Annotated in this window: 17 protein-coding genes; 13 read left to right on the top strand and 4 right to left on the bottom strand. The window is 61.1% G+C overall.

Annotated features, from left to right (window positions below; all coding sequences use genetic code 11):
• Window positions 1-209 precede the first annotated feature (209 nt).
• Together IVB24_RS35270 and IVB24_RS35265 are read left to right on the top strand one after the other, a co-directional pair.
• Window positions 210-1,757 (top strand): acetolactate synthase large subunit, encoded by a 1,548-nt coding sequence (locus tag IVB24_RS35270; RefSeq protein ID WP_247771168.1) that lies wholly within the window; start codon window positions 210-212, stop codon window positions 1,755-1,757.
• A gap of 150 nt (window positions 1,758-1,907) precedes the next feature.
• Complete coding sequence (locus IVB24_RS35265; RefSeq protein WP_247771166.1) at window positions 1,908-2,426, top strand: hypothetical protein; 519 nt, start codon at window positions 1,908-1,910, stop codon at window positions 2,424-2,426.
• Window positions 2,427-2,481: 55 nt separating this feature from the next.
• Here IVB24_RS35265 and IVB24_RS35260 read toward each other — a convergent pair whose 3' ends face one another.
• Window positions 2,482-3,429 carry a hypothetical protein gene (locus tag IVB24_RS35260; protein ID WP_247771163.1) on the bottom strand — a complete coding sequence of 316 codons (948 nt, stop codon included), beginning with the start codon at window positions 3,427-3,429 and terminating at the stop codon, window positions 2,482-2,484.
• Between the two features lie 281 nt (window positions 3,430-3,710).
• The gene (locus IVB24_RS35255) at window positions 3,711-3,944 is read right to left on the bottom strand and encodes a DUF3551 domain-containing protein (protein WP_094972836.1); all 234 of its coding nucleotides are present in this window, start codon (window positions 3,942-3,944) and stop codon (window positions 3,711-3,713) included.
• Window positions 3,945-4,228: 284 nt separating this feature from the next.
• On the opposite strand from IVB24_RS35255, the gene IVB24_RS35250 reads away from it, so the two are divergent.
• From IVB24_RS35250 to IVB24_RS35235, 4 genes are all read left to right on the top strand, one after another.
• On the top strand, window positions 4,229-4,567 hold the full coding sequence (locus IVB24_RS35250; protein ID WP_247771161.1) for a hypothetical protein: 339 nt from the start codon (window positions 4,229-4,231) through the stop codon (window positions 4,565-4,567).
• A 144-nt stretch (window positions 4,568-4,711) separates the two neighbouring features.
• Entirely contained in the window at window positions 4,712-5,197 is a 486-nt protein-coding gene (locus IVB24_RS35245; RefSeq protein ID WP_140483164.1) for a hypothetical protein, read from the top strand.
• Window positions 5,198-5,257: 60 nt separating this feature from the next.
• On the top strand, window positions 5,258-5,740 hold the full coding sequence (greA, locus tag IVB24_RS35240; RefSeq protein ID WP_247771158.1) for a transcription elongation factor GreA: 483 nt from the start codon (window positions 5,258-5,260) through the stop codon (window positions 5,738-5,740).
• A 125-nt stretch (window positions 5,741-5,865) separates the two neighbouring features.
• Window positions 5,866-6,543: a hypothetical protein gene (locus tag IVB24_RS35235; RefSeq protein ID WP_247771155.1), complete on the top strand. Its 678-nt coding sequence runs from the start codon at window positions 5,866-5,868 to the stop codon at window positions 6,541-6,543.
• 38 nt (window positions 6,544-6,581) lie between these two features.
• On the opposite strand, the gene IVB24_RS35230 is transcribed toward IVB24_RS35235, so the two are convergent.
• The gene (locus IVB24_RS35230) at window positions 6,582-7,112 is read right to left on the bottom strand and encodes a hypothetical protein (protein ID WP_247771153.1); all 531 of its coding nucleotides are present in this window, start codon (window positions 7,110-7,112) and stop codon (window positions 6,582-6,584) included.
• A 455-nt stretch (window positions 7,113-7,567) separates the two neighbouring features.
• On the opposite strand from IVB24_RS35230, the gene IVB24_RS40275 reads away from it, so the two are divergent.
• The 5 genes from IVB24_RS40275 to IVB24_RS35205 all read left to right on the top strand — a co-directional run bounded on the left by IVB24_RS40275 (window position 7,568) and on the right by IVB24_RS35205 (window position 14,242).
• Window positions 7,568-8,050, top strand: a complete 483-nt coding sequence (locus tag IVB24_RS40275; RefSeq protein ID WP_346771349.1) for a tail fiber domain-containing protein — start codon at window positions 7,568-7,570, stop codon at window positions 8,048-8,050.
• A 406-nt stretch (window positions 8,051-8,456) separates the two neighbouring features.
• On the top strand, window positions 8,457-10,403 hold the full coding sequence (locus IVB24_RS35220) for a DUF3604 domain-containing protein (RefSeq protein WP_247774230.1): 1,947 nt from the start codon (window positions 8,457-8,459) through the stop codon (window positions 10,401-10,403).
• On the top strand, window positions 10,400-11,257 hold the full coding sequence (locus IVB24_RS35215) for a peptidylprolyl isomerase (RefSeq protein ID WP_247771151.1): 858 nt from the start codon (window positions 10,400-10,402) through the stop codon (window positions 11,255-11,257). Before IVB24_RS35220 ends, IVB24_RS35215 begins: the two co-directional genes overlap by 4 nt.
• Complete coding sequence (locus IVB24_RS35210; protein ID WP_247771149.1) at window positions 11,254-12,276, top strand: HupE/UreJ family protein; 1,023 nt, start codon at window positions 11,254-11,256, stop codon at window positions 12,274-12,276. Before IVB24_RS35215 ends, IVB24_RS35210 begins: the two co-directional genes overlap by 4 nt.
• Before the next feature lie 607 nt (window positions 12,277-12,883).
• Window positions 12,884-14,242, top strand: coding sequence for an integrase arm-type DNA-binding domain-containing protein (locus tag IVB24_RS35205; protein ID WP_247441671.1), 1,359 nt, complete (start codon window positions 12,884-12,886; stop codon window positions 14,240-14,242).
• Here the strand turns inward: IVB24_RS35205 and IVB24_RS35200 are convergent.
• On the bottom strand, window positions 14,187-14,513 hold the full coding sequence (locus tag IVB24_RS35200) for a hypothetical protein (RefSeq protein WP_247337627.1): 327 nt from the start codon (window positions 14,511-14,513) through the stop codon (window positions 14,187-14,189). The two genes, IVB24_RS35205 and IVB24_RS35200, sit on opposite strands and share 56 nt — an antisense overlap.
• An 819-nt stretch (window positions 14,514-15,332) precedes the next feature.
• On the opposite strand from IVB24_RS35200, the gene IVB24_RS35195 reads away from it, so the two are divergent.
• Together IVB24_RS35195 and IVB24_RS35190 are read left to right on the top strand one after the other, a co-directional pair.
• On the top strand, window positions 15,333-15,644 hold the full coding sequence (locus IVB24_RS35195; RefSeq protein WP_026232580.1) for a helix-turn-helix transcriptional regulator: 312 nt from the start codon (window positions 15,333-15,335) through the stop codon (window positions 15,642-15,644).
• On the top strand, window positions 15,637-16,878 hold the full coding sequence (locus IVB24_RS35190; protein ID WP_247441659.1) for a type II toxin-antitoxin system HipA family toxin: 1,242 nt from the start codon (window positions 15,637-15,639) through the stop codon (window positions 16,876-16,878). Before IVB24_RS35195 ends, IVB24_RS35190 begins: the two co-directional genes overlap by 8 nt.
• Window positions 16,879-16,895 lie beyond the last annotated feature (17 nt).

Raw genomic sequence — 16,895 nt, 5'->3', positions numbered from 1 at the left:
CCATATTTGCGGGCTTTTCGCAAGCCACGGCCCCGTGAGGGACATCATCGAGCTCAGGCGTTATCAAATCGGCAACCATGCATCTGCCGAAAAGCGTTAGCCAAACCCGCGCGGGGCAGGGCCGCGATGCCGCCTATTGCTTTGACGGGGCGGGCGAACAATGATTGATCAAACGGAACTCTGGATATGGCGGTTGCGGGAGCTTGCGGATGAACGGTGCGGAAAGCCTGGTGCGGACGATGGTCAAGGGTGGGGTGGATGTCTGCTTCACCAATCCAGGCACCTCCGAGATGCATTTTGTCGCAGCGCTCGACCGCGTACCCGGCATGCGCTGCGTGCTCGGCCTGTTCGAGGGCGTGGTGACCGGCGCCGCCGACGGCTATTTCCGCATGAAGGGCACTCCCGCCTCGACGCTGCTGCATCTCGGCCCCGGCCTCGCCAACGGCCTTGCCAATCTGCATAACGCCAAGAAGGCGAATTCCGGCATCGTCAACATCGTCGGCCAGCACGCCGTCTACCATATCGGCTTCAACGCGCCGTTGACCTCCGACATCGAGGGCCTGGCCCGGCCGATGTCGTCATGGGTCCGCACCTCGCCGGATGCCAAATCGGTTGCCGCCGACGGCGCCGCCGCGATTGCCGCCGCCAAGAGCGCGCCGCCGCAGATCGCGACCCTGATCCTGCCCGCCGACACCGCCTGGAACGAGGCCGACGGCGTCGCCGAGGTGCCCGCCGAGCAGCAGCGCGCGAGCTATTCGCCGCAGGCGGTCGAGCAGGCCGCAAAGATCCTGCATGGCGACGGCGAGGGCACGCTGCTGCTGATGACCGGCAGCGCGCTCTCCGAGCAGGGCCTGGCGCTGGCCGAGCGCATCGCCGCCAAGACCGGCTGCACCGTGATGGGCCCGACCTTCCGCCCGAAGATGGCGCGCGGCCGCGGCCGTTTCTCGATCGACCGCATCCACTATGTCATCGATCAGGCGCTGCCGATGCTGGCCAAGTTCCGTCACATCGTGCTGGTCGAGTCCGACGATCCCGTGGCGTTCTTCGCCTATCCGAACAAGCCGAGCGTGCTCAGGCCCGAAGGCTGCGATGTTCATCGCATGACGGCCTGGGGCGAGAACTCGGTCGCCGCGCTCGAAGCGCTCGCCGGCGCGGTCAAGGCCAGCGCCAAGGACGTCAAGCCGCAGGCGTTGGCTGAACTGGTCAAGCCGACCGGCGCGCTGACCCACGCCTCGATCGCGCAGTCGATCGCCTACGCGATCCCGGAGAATGCGATCCTGGTCGACGAATCCCTGACCACCGGCCGCGCCTTCTTCCCGCCGACCGCCGCTGCCGCCCCGCACGACTGGCTGCAGAACATGGGCGGCTCGATCGGCTTCTCGACGCCGCTGTCGATCGGTGCCGCGATCGCCTGTCCGGACCGCAAGGTGATCTGCATGGTCGGCGACGGCAGCGCGATGTACACGATCCAGTCGTTGTGGACCCAGGCGAGAGAGAACCTCAACATCGTCACCATCGTGTTTGCCAACCGCATCTACCAGATCCTGCGCGGCGAGTTCGACAATGTCGGAGCCGGCGAACCCGGCCAGCGCGCCAACGACATGCTCCGGCTCGACCGGCCGACGCTCGATTTCGTGGCCCTGGCCAAGGGCATGGGCGTGCCCGGCCGCGCCGTCACCAATGCCGACGAGTTCAACAAGGCCTTGGCCGAGGCCGTCGCCGAGCCTGGTCCGCGGCTGATCGAAGTGCAGATGTAAGGTCTGGCTGATCGCGCCGCGAATTCCGGCCTTAAGTAGCCCGGATAGAGGGCAGCGTAACCCGGGACGCCGTTTTGCGAGAACCCGGATTGCGCTACGCTCCATCCGGGCTACTGACTTTGGCGTGCGCGTGATGAGCCCGGAGGCATTATGCAGACCGAGCTGAACAAGGTGATCGCGGCGCTCGGGGATTTCTACGCCCGCGAAGGCTTCCTGTTCGAGAAGGACGTCGGCGAGCGCGCGGTCGCGCACCGCTTCGCGGTGCATCTGGAGAAGCAGTTCGCCGGCTGGTCGGTCGACTGCAACTACGACCGGCTCGGCGAACGCACGCTGCACCTGCCGCACGGCACCATCATCTCGACAGATGACCATCTCGGCAAGTCGATCTACCCTGACGTCGCCGTGCATCAGCGCGAGATCCCGAACAACCTGCTCACCGTGGAGATCCGCAAGGCCAGCAATCATACACCGCTCGAGCACGACGAGCACAAGCTGCGGGCGCTCACCGATCCGCACGTCTGGTTCGCCTACACGATCGGCGTGCTGCTGGTGCTGGATAAAGCCGGCGTCGTATTGGCAGACGTCTATTTCGGCGGGGGCCCTGACCGCGCATTGGCGGCGTGGTTCGCCAAGCGGCTGCAAGAAGCCGGCCTTGCTGCGAGCGCGTGAGGGCGCGGCGAACAGCACGTCCTTGCGGGGGTTGGAGAGAGCCCGCGCTTTCCGGTCAGAACCTGAAGCTGCTCTGGATGAAGGTGCCGTATCGGTCGACCTGATAGGTCTGCGCCTGCCCCGCTGCGCCGCTCGCAGGCTCCGTGAAGTCGTTGATTCCGGTGTGCCAATACCGGGCGCCGATTCCGACATTTGCGTTGGGCGTAACGGCGTAGGACATCACCGTCTCGAGCTGAAAGCCATGGCCGTACCCGCGAGACGGCTCGGTGCCGAAGGTGAAGTAGTGCGTGTCGAAAGCTCTCACGTCGGAATAGGTGTAGGCGGCATCGACGGTCAGCTTGAGTGCCGGCGTAAACCAGAGATCGGCCACGGCGCCCGCGCGGACCGTGTGCAGGATGTCGCGCTCAGTGATGACCTTGACGTTGCCGGCGAGGGCGCCGGCACCTTCGCAGATCTGGCCGCCGGTCACGGTCTGCCGGCAGCCCCATGCGTCGGCCAGTTCGCCGCGATAATGGTAGCCGACGAAGGCACCCAGACGAAGGCGCGGCTCCGCATTGACGGGATGGGACTCGTAAAATGAATAGCCGACATCGAGATTGGCGTAACCCAGGAAGCCGCGCGTCTGGCTCTCCGTCTTCGTGTACGGCCCGTTGAAGAACGGCGGAAAATCCTCGTCGTTCATGGTGCCGCCGGTGATGCCTCCAAAGCCTCCATAGCCCTTGACGAAAAACTTCATGGGGCTGTCGATCCGGAAGAAAACCTCTCCCGAATGCGTGCTCATGTTGTGATAGTCGAGCCGCGAGATGACCGGGGAAGATCGCGCGCCGCTGGTGTGCAAGTCGTAAGCAGTGCGGCCGATGCTGTACCAGTACCGTGCGCCGATCTCGATCTGCCAGAGACTGAACGGCTCGGCAGGCCTCACGGCCTTGATCGGCAGATCGGCGGCGATTGCCGGAGCGGCGAGCATGAAGAGGCCGGATGCGATGAATGCTGCCTTGTGCACGACGTCCCCGGCCTGCCTGTGACGATGCCCTGCGAATCGGAATGGGCATCCTGGCGCCAATTGTCATGACTTGCCGAAACGGGGCAATCGGAAGCCTCGAACGTGCAGCCTGTTCGCGATCAGTTGTGGCAAGTTGGCACCACACGCGAGGACCCACGACGACGGCTTCTTCGCTGGGGAACAACTCGCCGAGGCGGTCGGTGGTGCAAATGAAGGTGTACGGGCCAAGCCTGAGCGGCGTGCGTCTTCACGCACGCCGCATGTCTTCAGCCGTCGTCTCGTCAGTAGGCGCGCTGCTGCGAATAGGCGTAGCGCGGGTTGATGCCGCAATAGGCCGACGTGCCGGAGGCGGTGGCCTGACACTGCTGATAGCTCGCGAACTGGCAGTTGCCGGGATAGCCCCACATGCGGCCCTGCAGGCAGTACCTGTCGTTTGTGGGGTGAGCCTGGGCCGTCGGGGCCAACGCGGCCATCAAGGCCGCGAACGAGGCAAGGGTGAGGATGGTGCGACGCATTTCAGTCTCCATGGAAGGACGGTTGGAGGAGCAGTCGACGAGGGAACACGCAGCGCGATGCGCGGGTTCCGGATGGGCCCGACACTTTGTCGTATATGTCTTGGTGTCCGCAGTGGGCATTGCGTTCGACATGCGTCTATGATGCGCCAAGCCGCGGCGGGCAATGTGATCTCGGCCACAGTTCGCGGAGGGCCTTTTGGCCTATCGTGATCGAACTCGCCCGCGTTGCTTTCCCTGAGGCTCACGCTTTCCTCATTCGGGTCAGGTCATTTTTGGAGGTTCTGATGCAAAAATCGTATTTGCTGGCCGCGACAGCGGCGCTGGCGCTCATCATGCAAACATCGCTCGCGCCGGCCCAGACCGCGCCGGCTGCCGGCGGAACCGCCGCGCCTGCGGCGACAAGTACTGCGCCGGCCGCGACGCCGCCGCCGCCGGCTGCGACTACCGACACGTCCAGCCAGCCGACCGACTCCAAGAAGAGCGCGTCGAAGAAGCCGGCGAAGAAGAAGATGACGCGGCAGCAGGAGATCGACCACTCGGTCGACAGCGGCACCGTCCCCGCGCGCTATCGCAGTTCGGTGCCCAAGCAGTACCAGCAATATATTCCGTTCGATAAGCAGTAGCCGATCGCACGGCGGCGCGACGCGATCAGCCGTTGCGCCGCCGGTGCATGCCGAACTGGGCCCTGGCCGGTCGGTTGCCGATGTCACATCCCCGGTGGCGGTCTGCGAACGCAATGCTAGAGTAGGCCGAACCCGGGGGGAATGATGAGTGACGACGTGAAGGATGCTGGCCTCGTGGCCATGATCAGCGGCATCCTTGGAGGCAACAAGCGCGCAGACAATGTTGCACCGCCGCCGCTCACCGAGGGTCCGCCGACAGTGCCGTCGAACGGAGCGGAAGCGGAGGCGGCGCCTGCCGCCCAGTCGAAATCGATCAAGCTGGAGGAAACCTCCGACGCTGCGCCGGCCGCCGTGGAGCCGGTCGAGCAGCCCGCAAAAATCGTCACGACGCGGGATGGCAAACAGCTGCTGCCGGCGGAAGCGATCGCCGATCTCGTGCTTGGCGAGCTGCGCAAGCTGGAGGATTTTCCGGCGACCGGGGCCTCGGTCACGGTCTACGGTTACCGGCATTGGAATGCCATGATCACCTTCGCGCCGTTCTCGACCAATTTCCAGAACGCGACGCGGTTCCGCCAGGCCATGCCGGATATTGTCTTCAAGCTCCGTCGTTTCGTCGAACTTGAGATATAATCCGGACCAAATCGGCAGCGCTTTGCGTTGCCTTCCGGACCGTTCGACAGGATCTTTGAATTGAGCGTCGCCTTTACCAAGGAAGAAAGCGCCGAGACCGCGTCCGAGACGCTGTTGCCGGATCGCCCGATCTCGCCGCATCCGAACCTCGTGACGGAAGCCGGCCTGCAAGCCTTGCAGGCACAGCTTCAGCAGGCCCGCGAGGCCTATGAAGCCGCGCAGACAATCGAGGACGTCAACGAGAAGCGCCGGCAATCGGCGGTGCCGTTGCGCGACGCCCGCTACCTGACGGAGCGTTTGCGCACCGCGCAGCTCGTTCCCAACCCGACCTCGAACGACAGCGTCGCCTTCGGCAGCACCGTGACCTTCAGCCGCGCCGACGGCCGCGTGCAGACCTATCGCATCGTCGGCGAGGACGAAGCCGACCCCAAGGCGGGGACGATCTCGTTCGTCGCACCGGTGGCGCGGTCGCTGATGGGGAAGGCGGTGGGTGACGTCGTCGGCGCGGGCGCGCAGGAGATCGAGATCCTGTCGATCGGGTAGGGGCCGGGCGCGGCCAAGGATTGCGTCGCAAAGGGCGCTATCGACAGGAGCAGTGTCATTCGCCTAATGCATGATCCGGACAAGCGCGAGGCCGTCGTCTCCGCCAAACAAAGCCTGATGGTTGGATGAGACGGTTTCTCACTGGAGCGTTGCCGTTCTACGCGCTGGCTCTATTGGCCATGTGCATGTACCTCGTCCTTTACAGGACGAGCCTGTTCGATCTGAACGCCATCGTCCATGGCGCGACCGGGTCGGCATGGTTTCCGGCCTTCATGTTCGTCTGCGTGCTGCTTGAAGCCGTGTTCCCCTATTTCGGCTATTTTCCCGGCACGGCCCTGATCCTGATGTCGGTGGCGCTCAGTCCGAAGGCCGTCGATGGCTCCGTCTTCGTCGCGGCGTGGCTCGCCATCATCGTGGGCGCCGTTCTCAGCTACGGGCAGGCGCGTTTCTTCCGGCCGTTCCTGCAGCGGGTCGCCTCGAAAGCGGCCTTGCGCCGGTGCGAATCCCTGTTCGACGCCTATGGTGCTTACGCGCGCATTGCCCTGTTCGTTCATCCCAACGCCAGCGCGATGTATTTCACCGCGCTCGGACTGCTCGGCCGCAATTTGACGCGAGAGCTCGCTTATCTCTGCGTGGGCGCTGCGGCCGCCGTCGGCATCCTGTTCGTCATCGTGACCAGGCTGGTGTCGTCCGTCGGCCCCACCGATGATGGGGAATTGCAGCTGTTGCTCGCAGCAGCGCTGGTGGCGATAGGGACGCTCGTTGGTCTCTACACGGCCTTGCGGCCGGAGCGTGTGGCTTGATGGTCTTGTCCCTTGCTAAAGTCGTGGTGCCCGCTGACCTACCGATCCAATGGCGCCAACGTGTTCAGCAACGGTTCGCTCGAGATTGCCATGAGACCAGTAAAGGGACGGCTCAACTCGACTATGAGAAAGATTGCGGTTGATGCTGACAGCGCACAGAGGAACAGCGTCGCCGCGATGATCAAGTTCGGGCGCGCAAACAACCCGAAGCTGACGAAGATGGCCGTCAACCAAAAAACAAGTGCGCATACGAACGGTCTTGGGATGGAATAAGATGATTGCGCAAAAAGGACCCGTGTTTGCGCCAAATCGATTTCCAGCTGAATGGCCTTGGTCTGCGTGATGCGCTCAGTGTCATTGTGCGGGGTGAGCTTGAGCAGGCGGTCGAAGAAGAGGTCGGCCTGGACTGTGGCTTCGAACGGCGCGGCTTTTGTCGAAGCGTCATCTTGTTCGCGCCAAATTCGATCCACGAGACCCTGCACGCCACTTCGTAACAAAGCGCGCACTGGCTGCGCATCGGCACCTGAACGCGCGAGCATGTTGTCGAGCAAAATGACGTTGGCGGTCATTTGCCTGATTTAATTGCTCTGCGTTTGCAGCGCGCTCTGCGCGGAGGCGATGAGAAGACCAAGAACGAGCGCCGACAGCGTCGCAATCAAACCTGTCCTACCCTAACCACATCCCTTGTGTCGGAATTCAGATGGTGCTCGGGAAAGGCTTTGCGTAGAAAGATTCCCAGCGAGGCTCCGCAGAAGATAAACACGAACGCGACCACCGCAACAAACATGCTTACCTTCGCTAGTTCGCCGGAAACGATTTATCTGCGATTTCGTCTCGTGTGTCCTCATTCGGAAAAATAAAACGGCGATGGTCCTGGCCGTTGCCGGCCAGGGCCTCGTCGGCACGTTGAGGGCCGAGGTGTGCAGTGCGGCAGTCACGTCTTCGAAGAGCAATTGCTCGGCGGACGAAAGTCTGATCCTATTGTGCGCGAAGCTTCACAGTCAACAATAGAACGAAGGAGACAATGATGCGCCCGATCCTCCTCGCTGTGCTCGGCATTACCGCCTTCTCAACAACCATGGCTATTGAGACGCCTGAGGCAAATGCTGTTGTCTATTGTGCCGCCGGTGTGTACCGCGCCGGCTGCGTCGTCCGACCTGTTGGCGCGGCCGTTGTCGCGCCAGTAGTCGGCGTGCGAGGTGTTGCACGGCGGACGACCCGGCGTGTCGTCCGGCGATCCGACATGATGCTCAAGCACGACATCTTCCTTATAGGCCACCTCCAAAATGGCCTCGGCTTCTATCGCTTCGCCTACAACGGCAGCAGCAAGCCTTATGTCGGCGTGATGGCGCAGGAAGTGCAGACGATTATGCCAAACGCGGTACTCCGCGGCAGCGACGGCTACCTGCGAGTCTCTTACGACATGCTCGGTGTGAAATTTCAGACTTATGACCAATGGATGGCGTCAGGCGCTCACGTACCGCCTGGCACACCAGTCGAGCAGTAACACTTGGAGAAAGCTCGGGGCGCATGAATTGTCGTGATGGCAAGCCATCTTCGATCCGCGGCTCCGATCAAAGCGCTTAAGGCGCGCACGTTAGTGAGCTATCGCACACCGGCAGTGCCATAGTCGACGGTCGAGGTGTATTATCACGCGAGCGTAACGGCCTCAGGCACTGCTGCGTGGGCGTGAGAGATCCAGATTGGCAGAATCCCGGCGTCAACCAGCGGCAGCCCGACCCTCAACTTGAATGCACAGGCCGATCTCGTTCTGCTCAATCCTACCCATATTTTGGCATCGCCGGTGGCCGTCGAACTACACGTTGATTGTGGCCTTCCGAGAGCTTTCGAGAAGGCCTAGCATCGCCACAACTTGAAGTATCGAGCATTGACCTTTTCACAGGGGCCTGATGATGATCCGCCTCCCTTACATTTCCGCAGCTGCGCTCGCCGGTTTTTGTGCGGCATGTGTGTTGGCTACGGCGGTTGCTGCCGAAGATCAAACCACTGATATCGGTACGCTCGACAAGGACACGGCGGATAAGGCGTTTCCTACTCAGCCGCCGTATTCCCCCTATGCGGGCCGCAATTTTCCGACCCGGCCGTTCTTCGGGGATACGCATACACACACCGCCTTCTCGTTAGATGCGGGTGCGTTCGGCGCTCGGCTAGGGCCAAAGGACGCGTATCGCTTTGCCAAGGGCGAGGAAGTGATGGCTTCCAGTGGACAGCGCGCCAAACTTTCGCGACCCCTGGATTTCATTGTGGTCGCGGATCATTCGGATGGCATGGGCTTTTTCCCACAGTTGATTGGGGGCGATCCCGGCCTGCTGGCGACGCCGCAGGGGCGGAAGTGGTACGACCAGATCAATTCAGGAAAGGGCGCGCAGGCCGCCATCGATATCGTGACAAGCTTCGGCAAGGGGCAAATGCCCAAGGGCTTCCCCACACCGGGAACGCCGGCCTATCGCAGCGCATGGCGCGAAACCATCAAGGCGGCGGAAGAAGCCAATGAACCTGGCCGTTTCACCGCCTTCATCGGCTATGAGTGGACCTCGAATGCCGGCGGCAACAATCTTCATCGCAATATCATCTGGCGCGACAACGGGGCAAAGGCGGGTCTCGTCGAGCCTTTCACTACGCTGCCGCCGCTTGGCAGTCCAAATCCTCGCGATCTCTGGAAATGGATGGCAATGGTCGAGGAAAAAACCGGCGCAGAAATTCTGGCGCTGGCGCACAACGGCAATCTGAGCAACGGCCGGATGTTTCCAATCATCGAGTCGTTCAACGGCAAACGAATCGACCGCGAATATGCCGAGAACCGTATGAGGTGGGAGCCGCTTTACGAGGCGACCCAGATCAAAGGCGATGGCGAGACCCATCCATTTCTCTCGCCAAACGACGAGTTCGCCAATTTCGAACGTTGGGACAAGGGTAACCTCGACCTGACCGAGATGAAGAAGCCCGAGATGCTGGAGTTTGAGTACGTCCGTTCGGCATTCAAGAACGGGCTCAAGATGGAGGTTGAGCTTGGCGTAAATCCCTACAAGTTCGGCCTGGTCGGCAGTACCGACGCGCATACCGGGCTCGCGGCTGTCGAGGAGGACAATTTCTTCGGCAAGACCTCTTCTTCGGAACCCAGCGCCGACCGCGCGATGCATCCCTTCGTCAAGACTGACAAAGCCGTCATCATGGGCTGGGAGACGACTGCATCCGGCTACGCTGCAGTATGGGCCACGGAAAATACCCGCGAAGCCATCTTCGATGCCATGAAGCGCCGCGAGACCTATGCCACCACTGGTCCACGCATGGTCGTTCGCTTCTTTGGCGGCTGGGAATTCGAGGCTGCCGACGCCAACAACCGTATGCCCGCGCGCGTTGGTTATACGAAAGGTGTGCCGATGGGCGGAGACCTGAACAGCGCGCCAAGCGGGAGGTCGCCTTCCTTCCTCGTCGCGGCATTGAAGGATCCGATCGGCGCAAATCTGGACCGCATCCAGGTCATCAAGGGTTGGGTTGGAAAGGACGGTCAGACGCAAGAACGAATTTACGACGTTGCGGTGTCCGGGAGCCGCACGATCGACGCCGACGGCCGCAGCAGGACATCCGTCGGCAGCACTGTTGATGTCGCAAATGCGACCTGGACCAACACCATTGGCGCGGGCGAGATGATCACAGTCTGGAAAGATCCCGACTTCGATCCGTCCTTACGAGCATTTTACTATGTGCGCGTGATCGAGATACCGACGCCGCGTTGGACGGCCTATGACGCCAAATATTTCGGCATCAAGCTGCCGGCGGAAGTCACGATGACGACCACCGAACGGGCCTATACGTCGCCGATCTGGTACACGCCTTGATCGCTCGGCTACTGCGAGAACCGCTACTCCAGTTCCTCGCGCTCGGCGCCGTGCTGTTCGCGCTGTACGGGCTCGCCGGAAAGCGAAACGGGGAGGTGGCCGAGAGAATCGTGGTTTCCGCTTCGCGGATTGCCAACCTCAGCGACGGATTTGCGCGGACGTGGCGGCGGCAACCGAGCGAGCTGGAACTGCAGGGCCTGATTGAGGACTACGTCCGGGATGAGGTGCTTTACCGCGAGGGCAGAGCTGCCGGTCTGGACCGCGACGACGTCATCATTCGCCGCCGCGTGCGGCAGAAGATGGAATTTCTAGCGGATGACATACCCGAGCCGAGTGACGAGCAGCTTGCAGCCTTTCTGGCGTCCAATCCGGACCGCTTCAGAACCGAGGATCAACTCACATTCCGTCAAATATTCCTGAGTGCCTCGCGGCGCGCGAGTACCATCGAGAGCGATAGCAAACAGGCTGCGAGTATTCTGGCTCGGGCCGACGGACTTGTAGACGCGACGGGACTTGGCGATCCGTTCCTGCTTGGCGAGGAGTTTCGCGACATATCGCCGACCAAGGCAACAAGCATATTTGGTGAAAAATTCGCGAAACAGGTTTTCGCCACCGAAAAGGGCCGTTGGCAAGGACCGATTTCTTCCGGCTTCGGACAGCATTTCGTCTTCGTCAGCGAACGGGTTTCGGGAATCCTGCCGTCGCTCGACGATGTTCGGCCAACCGTCCGCCGCGAGTGGGCGAATGCGCGCCGGCTCGAGGCGGAACAGAAGCTCTATGCCTCCCTTCGGGAGCGCTACGAAATCGTAGTGGAGGTGCCTCGAGCAAAGGCGGCGGAGGCTGCCAGTCCATGAATCGTTTCCGATTATTCCTTGCTATCATGGCGGTGCTGTTGGCGCAGCCTGCATCATCGGACGAATTGCGGCCGGGCTATCTTCAGATTCGCGAGACCGGCCCCGGCGCCTACAATTTGCTTTTCAAGGTTCCCGCACGGGGCGAAGACTTGCGGCTCGCGGTCTATGTCAAGCTGCCAGTGGGTACTCAGGACGTCGGGCTGCCTCGCGCGTCGTTTAGCGATGGAGCCTATGTCGAACGCCGCAGCATTCGGCGCGAAGGGGGACTTACCGGGCAGGCGGTCTCCATCGAGGGCCTGTCGGCCACGTCGACCGATGTGCTGGTTCGGGTCGAAAGCCTTGCCGGCGCAACACAGACCGAACGGCTCTCTCCGACCAAGACAGCGTTCCTTGTTCAAGCCGTGCCTGGGCCCGGAGAGGTGGCGGCCACCTATCTCCGCCTCGGCGTTGAACACATTCTTTTCGGCTTCGATCACCTGCTGTTCGTGCTGGCATTGGTGATCCTCGTTCGAGACTGGAGGCGGGTGGCCGTCACAGTGACGGCCTTCACCATTGCACACAGCATTACGCTCGCCGCGGCGACGCTGGGTTTCGTGAACGTGCCGGGTCCGCCCGTGGAAGCGACCATAGCGCTCAGCATCATGCTGGTGTCCGTCGAGATACTGAATGCACGGAGAGGAAAGCCAAGTCTGACCGCGCGTCTGCCGTGGCTGGTTGCCTTCGGCTATGGGCTTTTACACGGCTTTGGGTTTGCCGGAGCGCTGGCTGAGGTCGGACTACCTCAACACGCGATCCCCATTGCGCTGCTGTTTTTCAACCTCGGCGTTGAGATTGGGCAGTTGGCTTTCGTGGCTTCAGTGCTAACGGCTGGCGGCTTGTTTCGTACCGCAATGGCGCGTCGCCTCGAACTTGCCCCGATCCAGCGAACGGTCGACCGGCTCGACGTGTTCGCGGCGTACGCGATCGGTACTGTGGCGGCGTTTTGGCTGATTGAGAGGACCTCCGCCTTTTTCGTGTGAAGTCCGCAAAGGTCGTTCGGGCAACTCCGACATGCAGAGGCCGGCGGCTTCCGCTCATGGCCGCGTGCGCCTCTCCCCGACGATGCCATCATGCCCCCGTTTTGCCCGACGGCGCAAGCGGAGTTCGGAAAATTCGTAACCCCTTGATCCGACTGGCCTCGGCTACTGTGCATGGGGTTGTTTTCGAGAATTTTGCCGGAGCGGGAGCAAGACGCCCCAGTCCGTCTACGCTCTTCGAGCTACGCCGGACACGCTTCGCTATTATTGGACGTGGCTGCGCCACGCGAAGCCTCTTGGCGAAGCGTGGTGGGCGCACAAGGGATCGAACCTTGGACCTCTCCCGTGTGAACCACAACTGGTGGACTGTAGCCAACCTAATCCAGCCATAGTTTTATTGCAAAAGTCCTTGTAAGGTAAGGACTTGTGGCCATATTGGACCATCCGTGGCCTCGGTTGGCCTTACCACATGTTGTATGTCCCTGCTGTGCCCTTCGGAGGATTTCCCGCAGGGCACATTAACTGGGAACGCGAGGGCAATGGCTTGTGGTCCATTTCTTCTAGGATCGCCGCGACCCGTCTCAGGGCGCAAGGAGCGAGAGCACAAACGATGGAAAAGAGTAAAGAATCTCTCAGAGCTGAAGGAACGACGAACTACCTGAGACTCACTGACGCGGCCATCCGTGCGGCGACGCTGCCGCCGGGCAAATCGCAGCACTATCTGCACGACACAGAGCAGCCGGGGCTCGCGATCAGGATGCGCGCGACGGGTGGCAGGACCTGGGTCTTCATGTTCACAAAGCCTGGGACGAAAGGCACCCAACGCAAGACGCTGGGTGCATGGCCCAAATTCAATGAGAAGGCCGCGCGCAGGGCCGCCACCGTCGTCGCTGGGGAGGTGGTCATTGGGATCGATCCCAATGAGGGCAAGCGCGAGGCGAAGCGGCAAGCGCTGGCCGAGCGGCAGTGCACGACACTGGCGACCTTGATCGTTGAAGATGGCCCCTACGAAATGTCCCTGACCGGGCGCCAGGTCGTCAACTGGAAACCGGCTATGTCGGCACTCCGACGCGGTCTGAAAGATCATTTCGACCTCGCCATCGCCGAGCTCACGCGACGGCAAATCATGGCGGCGGTGGACAGGATCGGCAAGACCGGCAAGCGCGGCGCAGCAAAGGACTTGCGCAAGCACACGCACACGTTCCTCGAATGGTGCGTCGGCGAAGGCTACGTCGAGCACAACGTGCTCGCCGGCTATCGCGTGCCCAAGGAGACGCGCGCGCAGCGGGTCGGGCGCCGAACGAAGGGCCGGGCGCTGCCCGACGAGGAGATCATCAAAGTCTGGCACGCATCCGGCAAGCTTGGGACGTTTGGGCTATTGACACGAATGTGCCTACTTGGCGGCCCGCGCCGCAGCGAGCCAGCCATGATCGAGTGGCAAAATCACGTCATGGATGACCGCATCACTTTCGAGGCAGCATGGACCAAGATGGGCGTTTACCACGACGTGCCGCGTACCCACCTCGTTGACGAGGTGCTTACGGCCGCAAAACATTTCCAGCGTGCGACGTCGGACTATGTCTTCCCGTCACCGAAGACCGGCGGCCAGATGTCGGGCTTCACAAACTTGGTCGACCGCCTGGTCAAGGAAGCGGGTGTCGCCAAGTTCACAATGCATGACTTAAGGCGCAGCTTGCGAACCATCATGTCACGCTGCGGCTATGACAACGAAATCCAGCGGTTGTGTGTCGGGCAAAAGCCGCGCGGGATCGATCAGGTCTACAATCACGACGAACAGTGGATCATCCGCAAGATGGCGTTCGAAGCTGCTCATGACTACATCGCGGAGTTGGTCGGCGCTAAACGGGGAGGCAAGGTCGTGCGCCTGCAGCGGACGAATCCGCTCGATCCCATCAAGGCCGAATTGCTTGGCCGTCTTCGCGAGCATTATGCGGCTGCGACGACTTAGTTGTCTCATCGCGTCCGGCCAGATAGTCGCGCACCGCATCAACTCGGTAAAGCGGGCGGCCATCGACGTAGCGCCATTTCAGCGGGTGGTTCGGATTGCGCCGCCATAGCTCCAGGGCTCCAGGCGTGCGCCGGATCACGGCGGCCGTTTCTAATGCCGTTAAGTTTGAGCTGCCCGGCAGCGAATCGATATCGAACGTCGCGGGCGGCGGCATGCCGCGATTCTTCCGAGGTCGCTTCATGGTGCGGAGCGTCTCCTTCAAGTGGCCCATCGTCAACTCTCACGATTGAAGCGAGCGAGGCTCTTGTGTATTCGCCTGGTCGCTTCTTGGGCGGGGACGTCAAGAGAATCAACGCAGTCGTCGAACTTTCCCTGTCGAGTGCCGCCGATTTGACCATCATGCTCCGGTTGATGTTGCATAGGAACACGTTAATTGCGCGTCGTAGGATTGGATATCAACGCGAATAGAAGAAAAGTTGCTGATACTAGCCGAGACCACTCCGCTCGCATTGCGGCCCTGCGAGTGGCCACCTCAGCGGCCCGGTCACGCCCGCAGGCTATTGGCCGTCATGGGAAGCATGTCGAAGAATGAAAAACGAATTGATAGGTAGTTCGACGCTTCGTAGCTACATCGAGGCGGGCCGGCGGACATCGGAATTGATTTGGCAATCTTGCTTGGCGCCAAAGGCGCCTCACGGAAACGACTCGGCACGACGCCACTAGAACGGCGCGTCATGGAAGAACTTCGATGATCCATCTACCGACCGCTTTCAACTGGCGTTCCATAAAAGCGACGCACCGCGTTCCAGGATCGGGTTCGTTCGCTGGCGGCCATTCCTATGCGCCCAATGCACGCGAGCCATGGGAATCTGTGTCAACCTGGCGATAAGATCTGGCTCCTTCATCGCGTCGGGCGCCTTAGCCCCAAGGGCCATTCTGGCAGCAGAGTCAACAGTTCAGACGACATTGCCGCTGGAACAAGATATGTTTAAGGATCATTATCGATAAGAAGATCTGTTCACGTTTCGCTTGACTGCGATTTTTGATCTGTTTACATATCATTTCGATGTTAATGATCCGATAACATATCATGGCTTCGGCTCCAAACCCGCTGCTCGAGGAACTTGGCCTGCACTTTCGCAGAGCGCGAAGGGCTGCTGGCCTCTCCCAGGAGCAAGTCGCCCTCCGGGCGAACATTAGCAGGCCCCGCTATCGCGACATTGAAACGGGTGCCGCTGCAGCGCGCGCAACGACACTCGTCAACGTTGCTCGCGCCCTTGGCATGGAAATGATGCTGATTCCGCAAGCGATGGTACCGGCTATTCAATCAATGCTGCAGCCAGCTACGGGCGATGATGACCATCCTGCGTTCACGTCAGATGTTGAGGAGGAGCATGAATAAGCCTGTCCTCGCGGCTGAACGTATCCAATCGCTCGACATCTCATTAAACGATCTTGCCGTCGGCACGCTCGTGCGAACGCCGGGCGACTACAGCGCATTCAATCTCTTGCCCGCGTATCGGAGCTTGAACGACCCTCCGATCTTCAGCCTGTCGCTTCGCTCGGCGGATGGCAGCCTCCGCCGGGATCCCAAACCCATACGCGGCGCGCTGCCGCCGTTCTTCGCGAACTTGCTGCCCGAAGAGAAACTGCGCGAAGCAATGGAAAAGCACCACGCAGCGTCAGTAAGACCTGGAAACGACTTCGATCTCTTGGCAGCACTGGGGACAAATCTACCGGGAGCGGTACGAGCGTTGCCGAGCGACGGCGTTCCCGTTCCGGCCGGGCCAGAATCAGAAGGCAAGAAGAAGGCGCGCTTTTCGCTCGCCGGTGTCCAGATGAAGCTCTCCGTCATCAAAAATACCGGAAAAGGGGGGATCACGCTCGCCGTCGACGATGAGCAAGGGCAGTACATCGCGAAATTTCCCTCCCTCACCCACATTGGGCTTTCGGAAAACGAATTCGCAATCCTAGCCTTAGCGGAAGCGCTAGGGATGGAAGTGCCTGCACGTGAGCTCGTCGAAAAGACGGATTTCGCCGGCATTCCGGAAGAGCTTAACACCATGTCCACGGGCAAAGTGCTTCTTGTCCGTCGCTTCGATCGCGGTGCCGATGCAGCGCGCGTGCATATGGAGGACTTTGCACAGGTCTTCGGCCGCTATCCCTCCGAGAAATATACCGGTGCGGCGTATCACAATATCGCGGCCGCGCTGAACAGCGGTGTCTCGTTCGATTCCGCGATCGAATTTGTCCGTCGTCTTGCGCTCTCCGCGATCACGGGCAATGGCGACATGCATCTCAAGAATTGGTCGTTACTGTATCCTCGAGACGGACGGAGGCCTACGTTGGCGCCAATCTACGACGTGCTCTCAACAGTTTCCTATATCCCGAAAGATGGTCTAGCATTGAGCCTTGCGGGCGAAAAGTCATTCAAGGCCCTGACTCCAGAGCGCTGGCGCAATTTCGCGAACCGCAGCCGTCTTCCAGAGGGGGCAGTGGTGACGGCTGTAGCTGAGACCGCGGCGGCCGTGCGCGACAAGTGGTCAGTTCTTCCAGAACGCGACGTCGTGCCTGGGCAGGTTCTCGAACGGATCGATTCACATATCGACGAAATGGTACCCATCCTTGACCCTTAGGCGCGGCACTGATTGCA

It is taken from the genome of Bradyrhizobium sp. 192, assembly GCF_023100965.1.
GTDB classification, from domain to species: Bacteria; Pseudomonadota; Alphaproteobacteria; order Rhizobiales; family Xanthobacteraceae; genus Bradyrhizobium; species Bradyrhizobium symbiodeficiens.
Note: the sequence above shows the minus strand (reverse complement) of the source record. Positions and strands in the feature narration are given on the sequence as shown.

What these genes read in the sequence shown, in the direction of transcription:
- IVB24_RS35270 (WP_247771168.1), top strand. Translation starts at nt 210, where the DNA reads ATGAACGGTGCGGAAAGCCTGGTGCGGACGATGGTCAAGGGTGGGGTG.
- IVB24_RS35265 (WP_247771166.1), top strand. Translation starts at nt 1,908, where the DNA reads ATGCAGACCGAGCTGAACAAGGTGATCGCGGCGCTCGGGGATTTCTAC.
- IVB24_RS35255 (WP_094972836.1), bottom strand. Translation starts at nt 3,944, where the DNA reads ATGCGTCGCACCATCCTCACCCTTGCCTCGTTCGCGGCCTTGATGGCC.
- IVB24_RS35250 (WP_247771161.1), top strand. Translation starts at nt 4,229, where the DNA reads ATGCAAAAATCGTATTTGCTGGCCGCGACAGCGGCGCTGGCGCTCATC.
- IVB24_RS35245 (WP_140483164.1), top strand. Translation starts at nt 4,712, where the DNA reads ATGAGTGACGACGTGAAGGATGCTGGCCTCGTGGCCATGATCAGCGGC.
- IVB24_RS35235 (WP_247771155.1), top strand. Translation starts at nt 5,866, where the DNA reads ATGAGACGGTTTCTCACTGGAGCGTTGCCGTTCTACGCGCTGGCTCTA.
- IVB24_RS35230 (WP_247771153.1), bottom strand. Translation starts at nt 7,112, where the DNA reads ATGACCGCCAACGTCATTTTGCTCGACAACATGCTCGCGCGTTCAGGT.
- IVB24_RS40275 (WP_346771349.1), top strand. Translation starts at nt 7,568, where the DNA reads ATGATGCGCCCGATCCTCCTCGCTGTGCTCGGCATTACCGCCTTCTCA.
- IVB24_RS35220 (WP_247774230.1), top strand. Translation starts at nt 8,457, where the DNA reads ATGATCCGCCTCCCTTACATTTCCGCAGCTGCGCTCGCCGGTTTTTGT.
- IVB24_RS35210 (WP_247771149.1), top strand. Translation starts at nt 11,254, where the DNA reads ATGAATCGTTTCCGATTATTCCTTGCTATCATGGCGGTGCTGTTGGCG.
- IVB24_RS35205 (WP_247441671.1), top strand. Translation starts at nt 12,884, where the DNA reads ATGGAAAAGAGTAAAGAATCTCTCAGAGCTGAAGGAACGACGAACTAC.
- IVB24_RS35200 (WP_247337627.1), bottom strand. Translation starts at nt 14,513, where the DNA reads ATGGGCCACTTGAAGGAGACGCTCCGCACCATGAAGCGACCTCGGAAG.
- IVB24_RS35195 (WP_026232580.1), top strand. Translation starts at nt 15,333, where the DNA reads ATGGCTTCGGCTCCAAACCCGCTGCTCGAGGAACTTGGCCTGCACTTT.
- IVB24_RS35190 (WP_247441659.1), top strand. Translation starts at nt 15,637, where the DNA reads ATGAATAAGCCTGTCCTCGCGGCTGAACGTATCCAATCGCTCGACATC.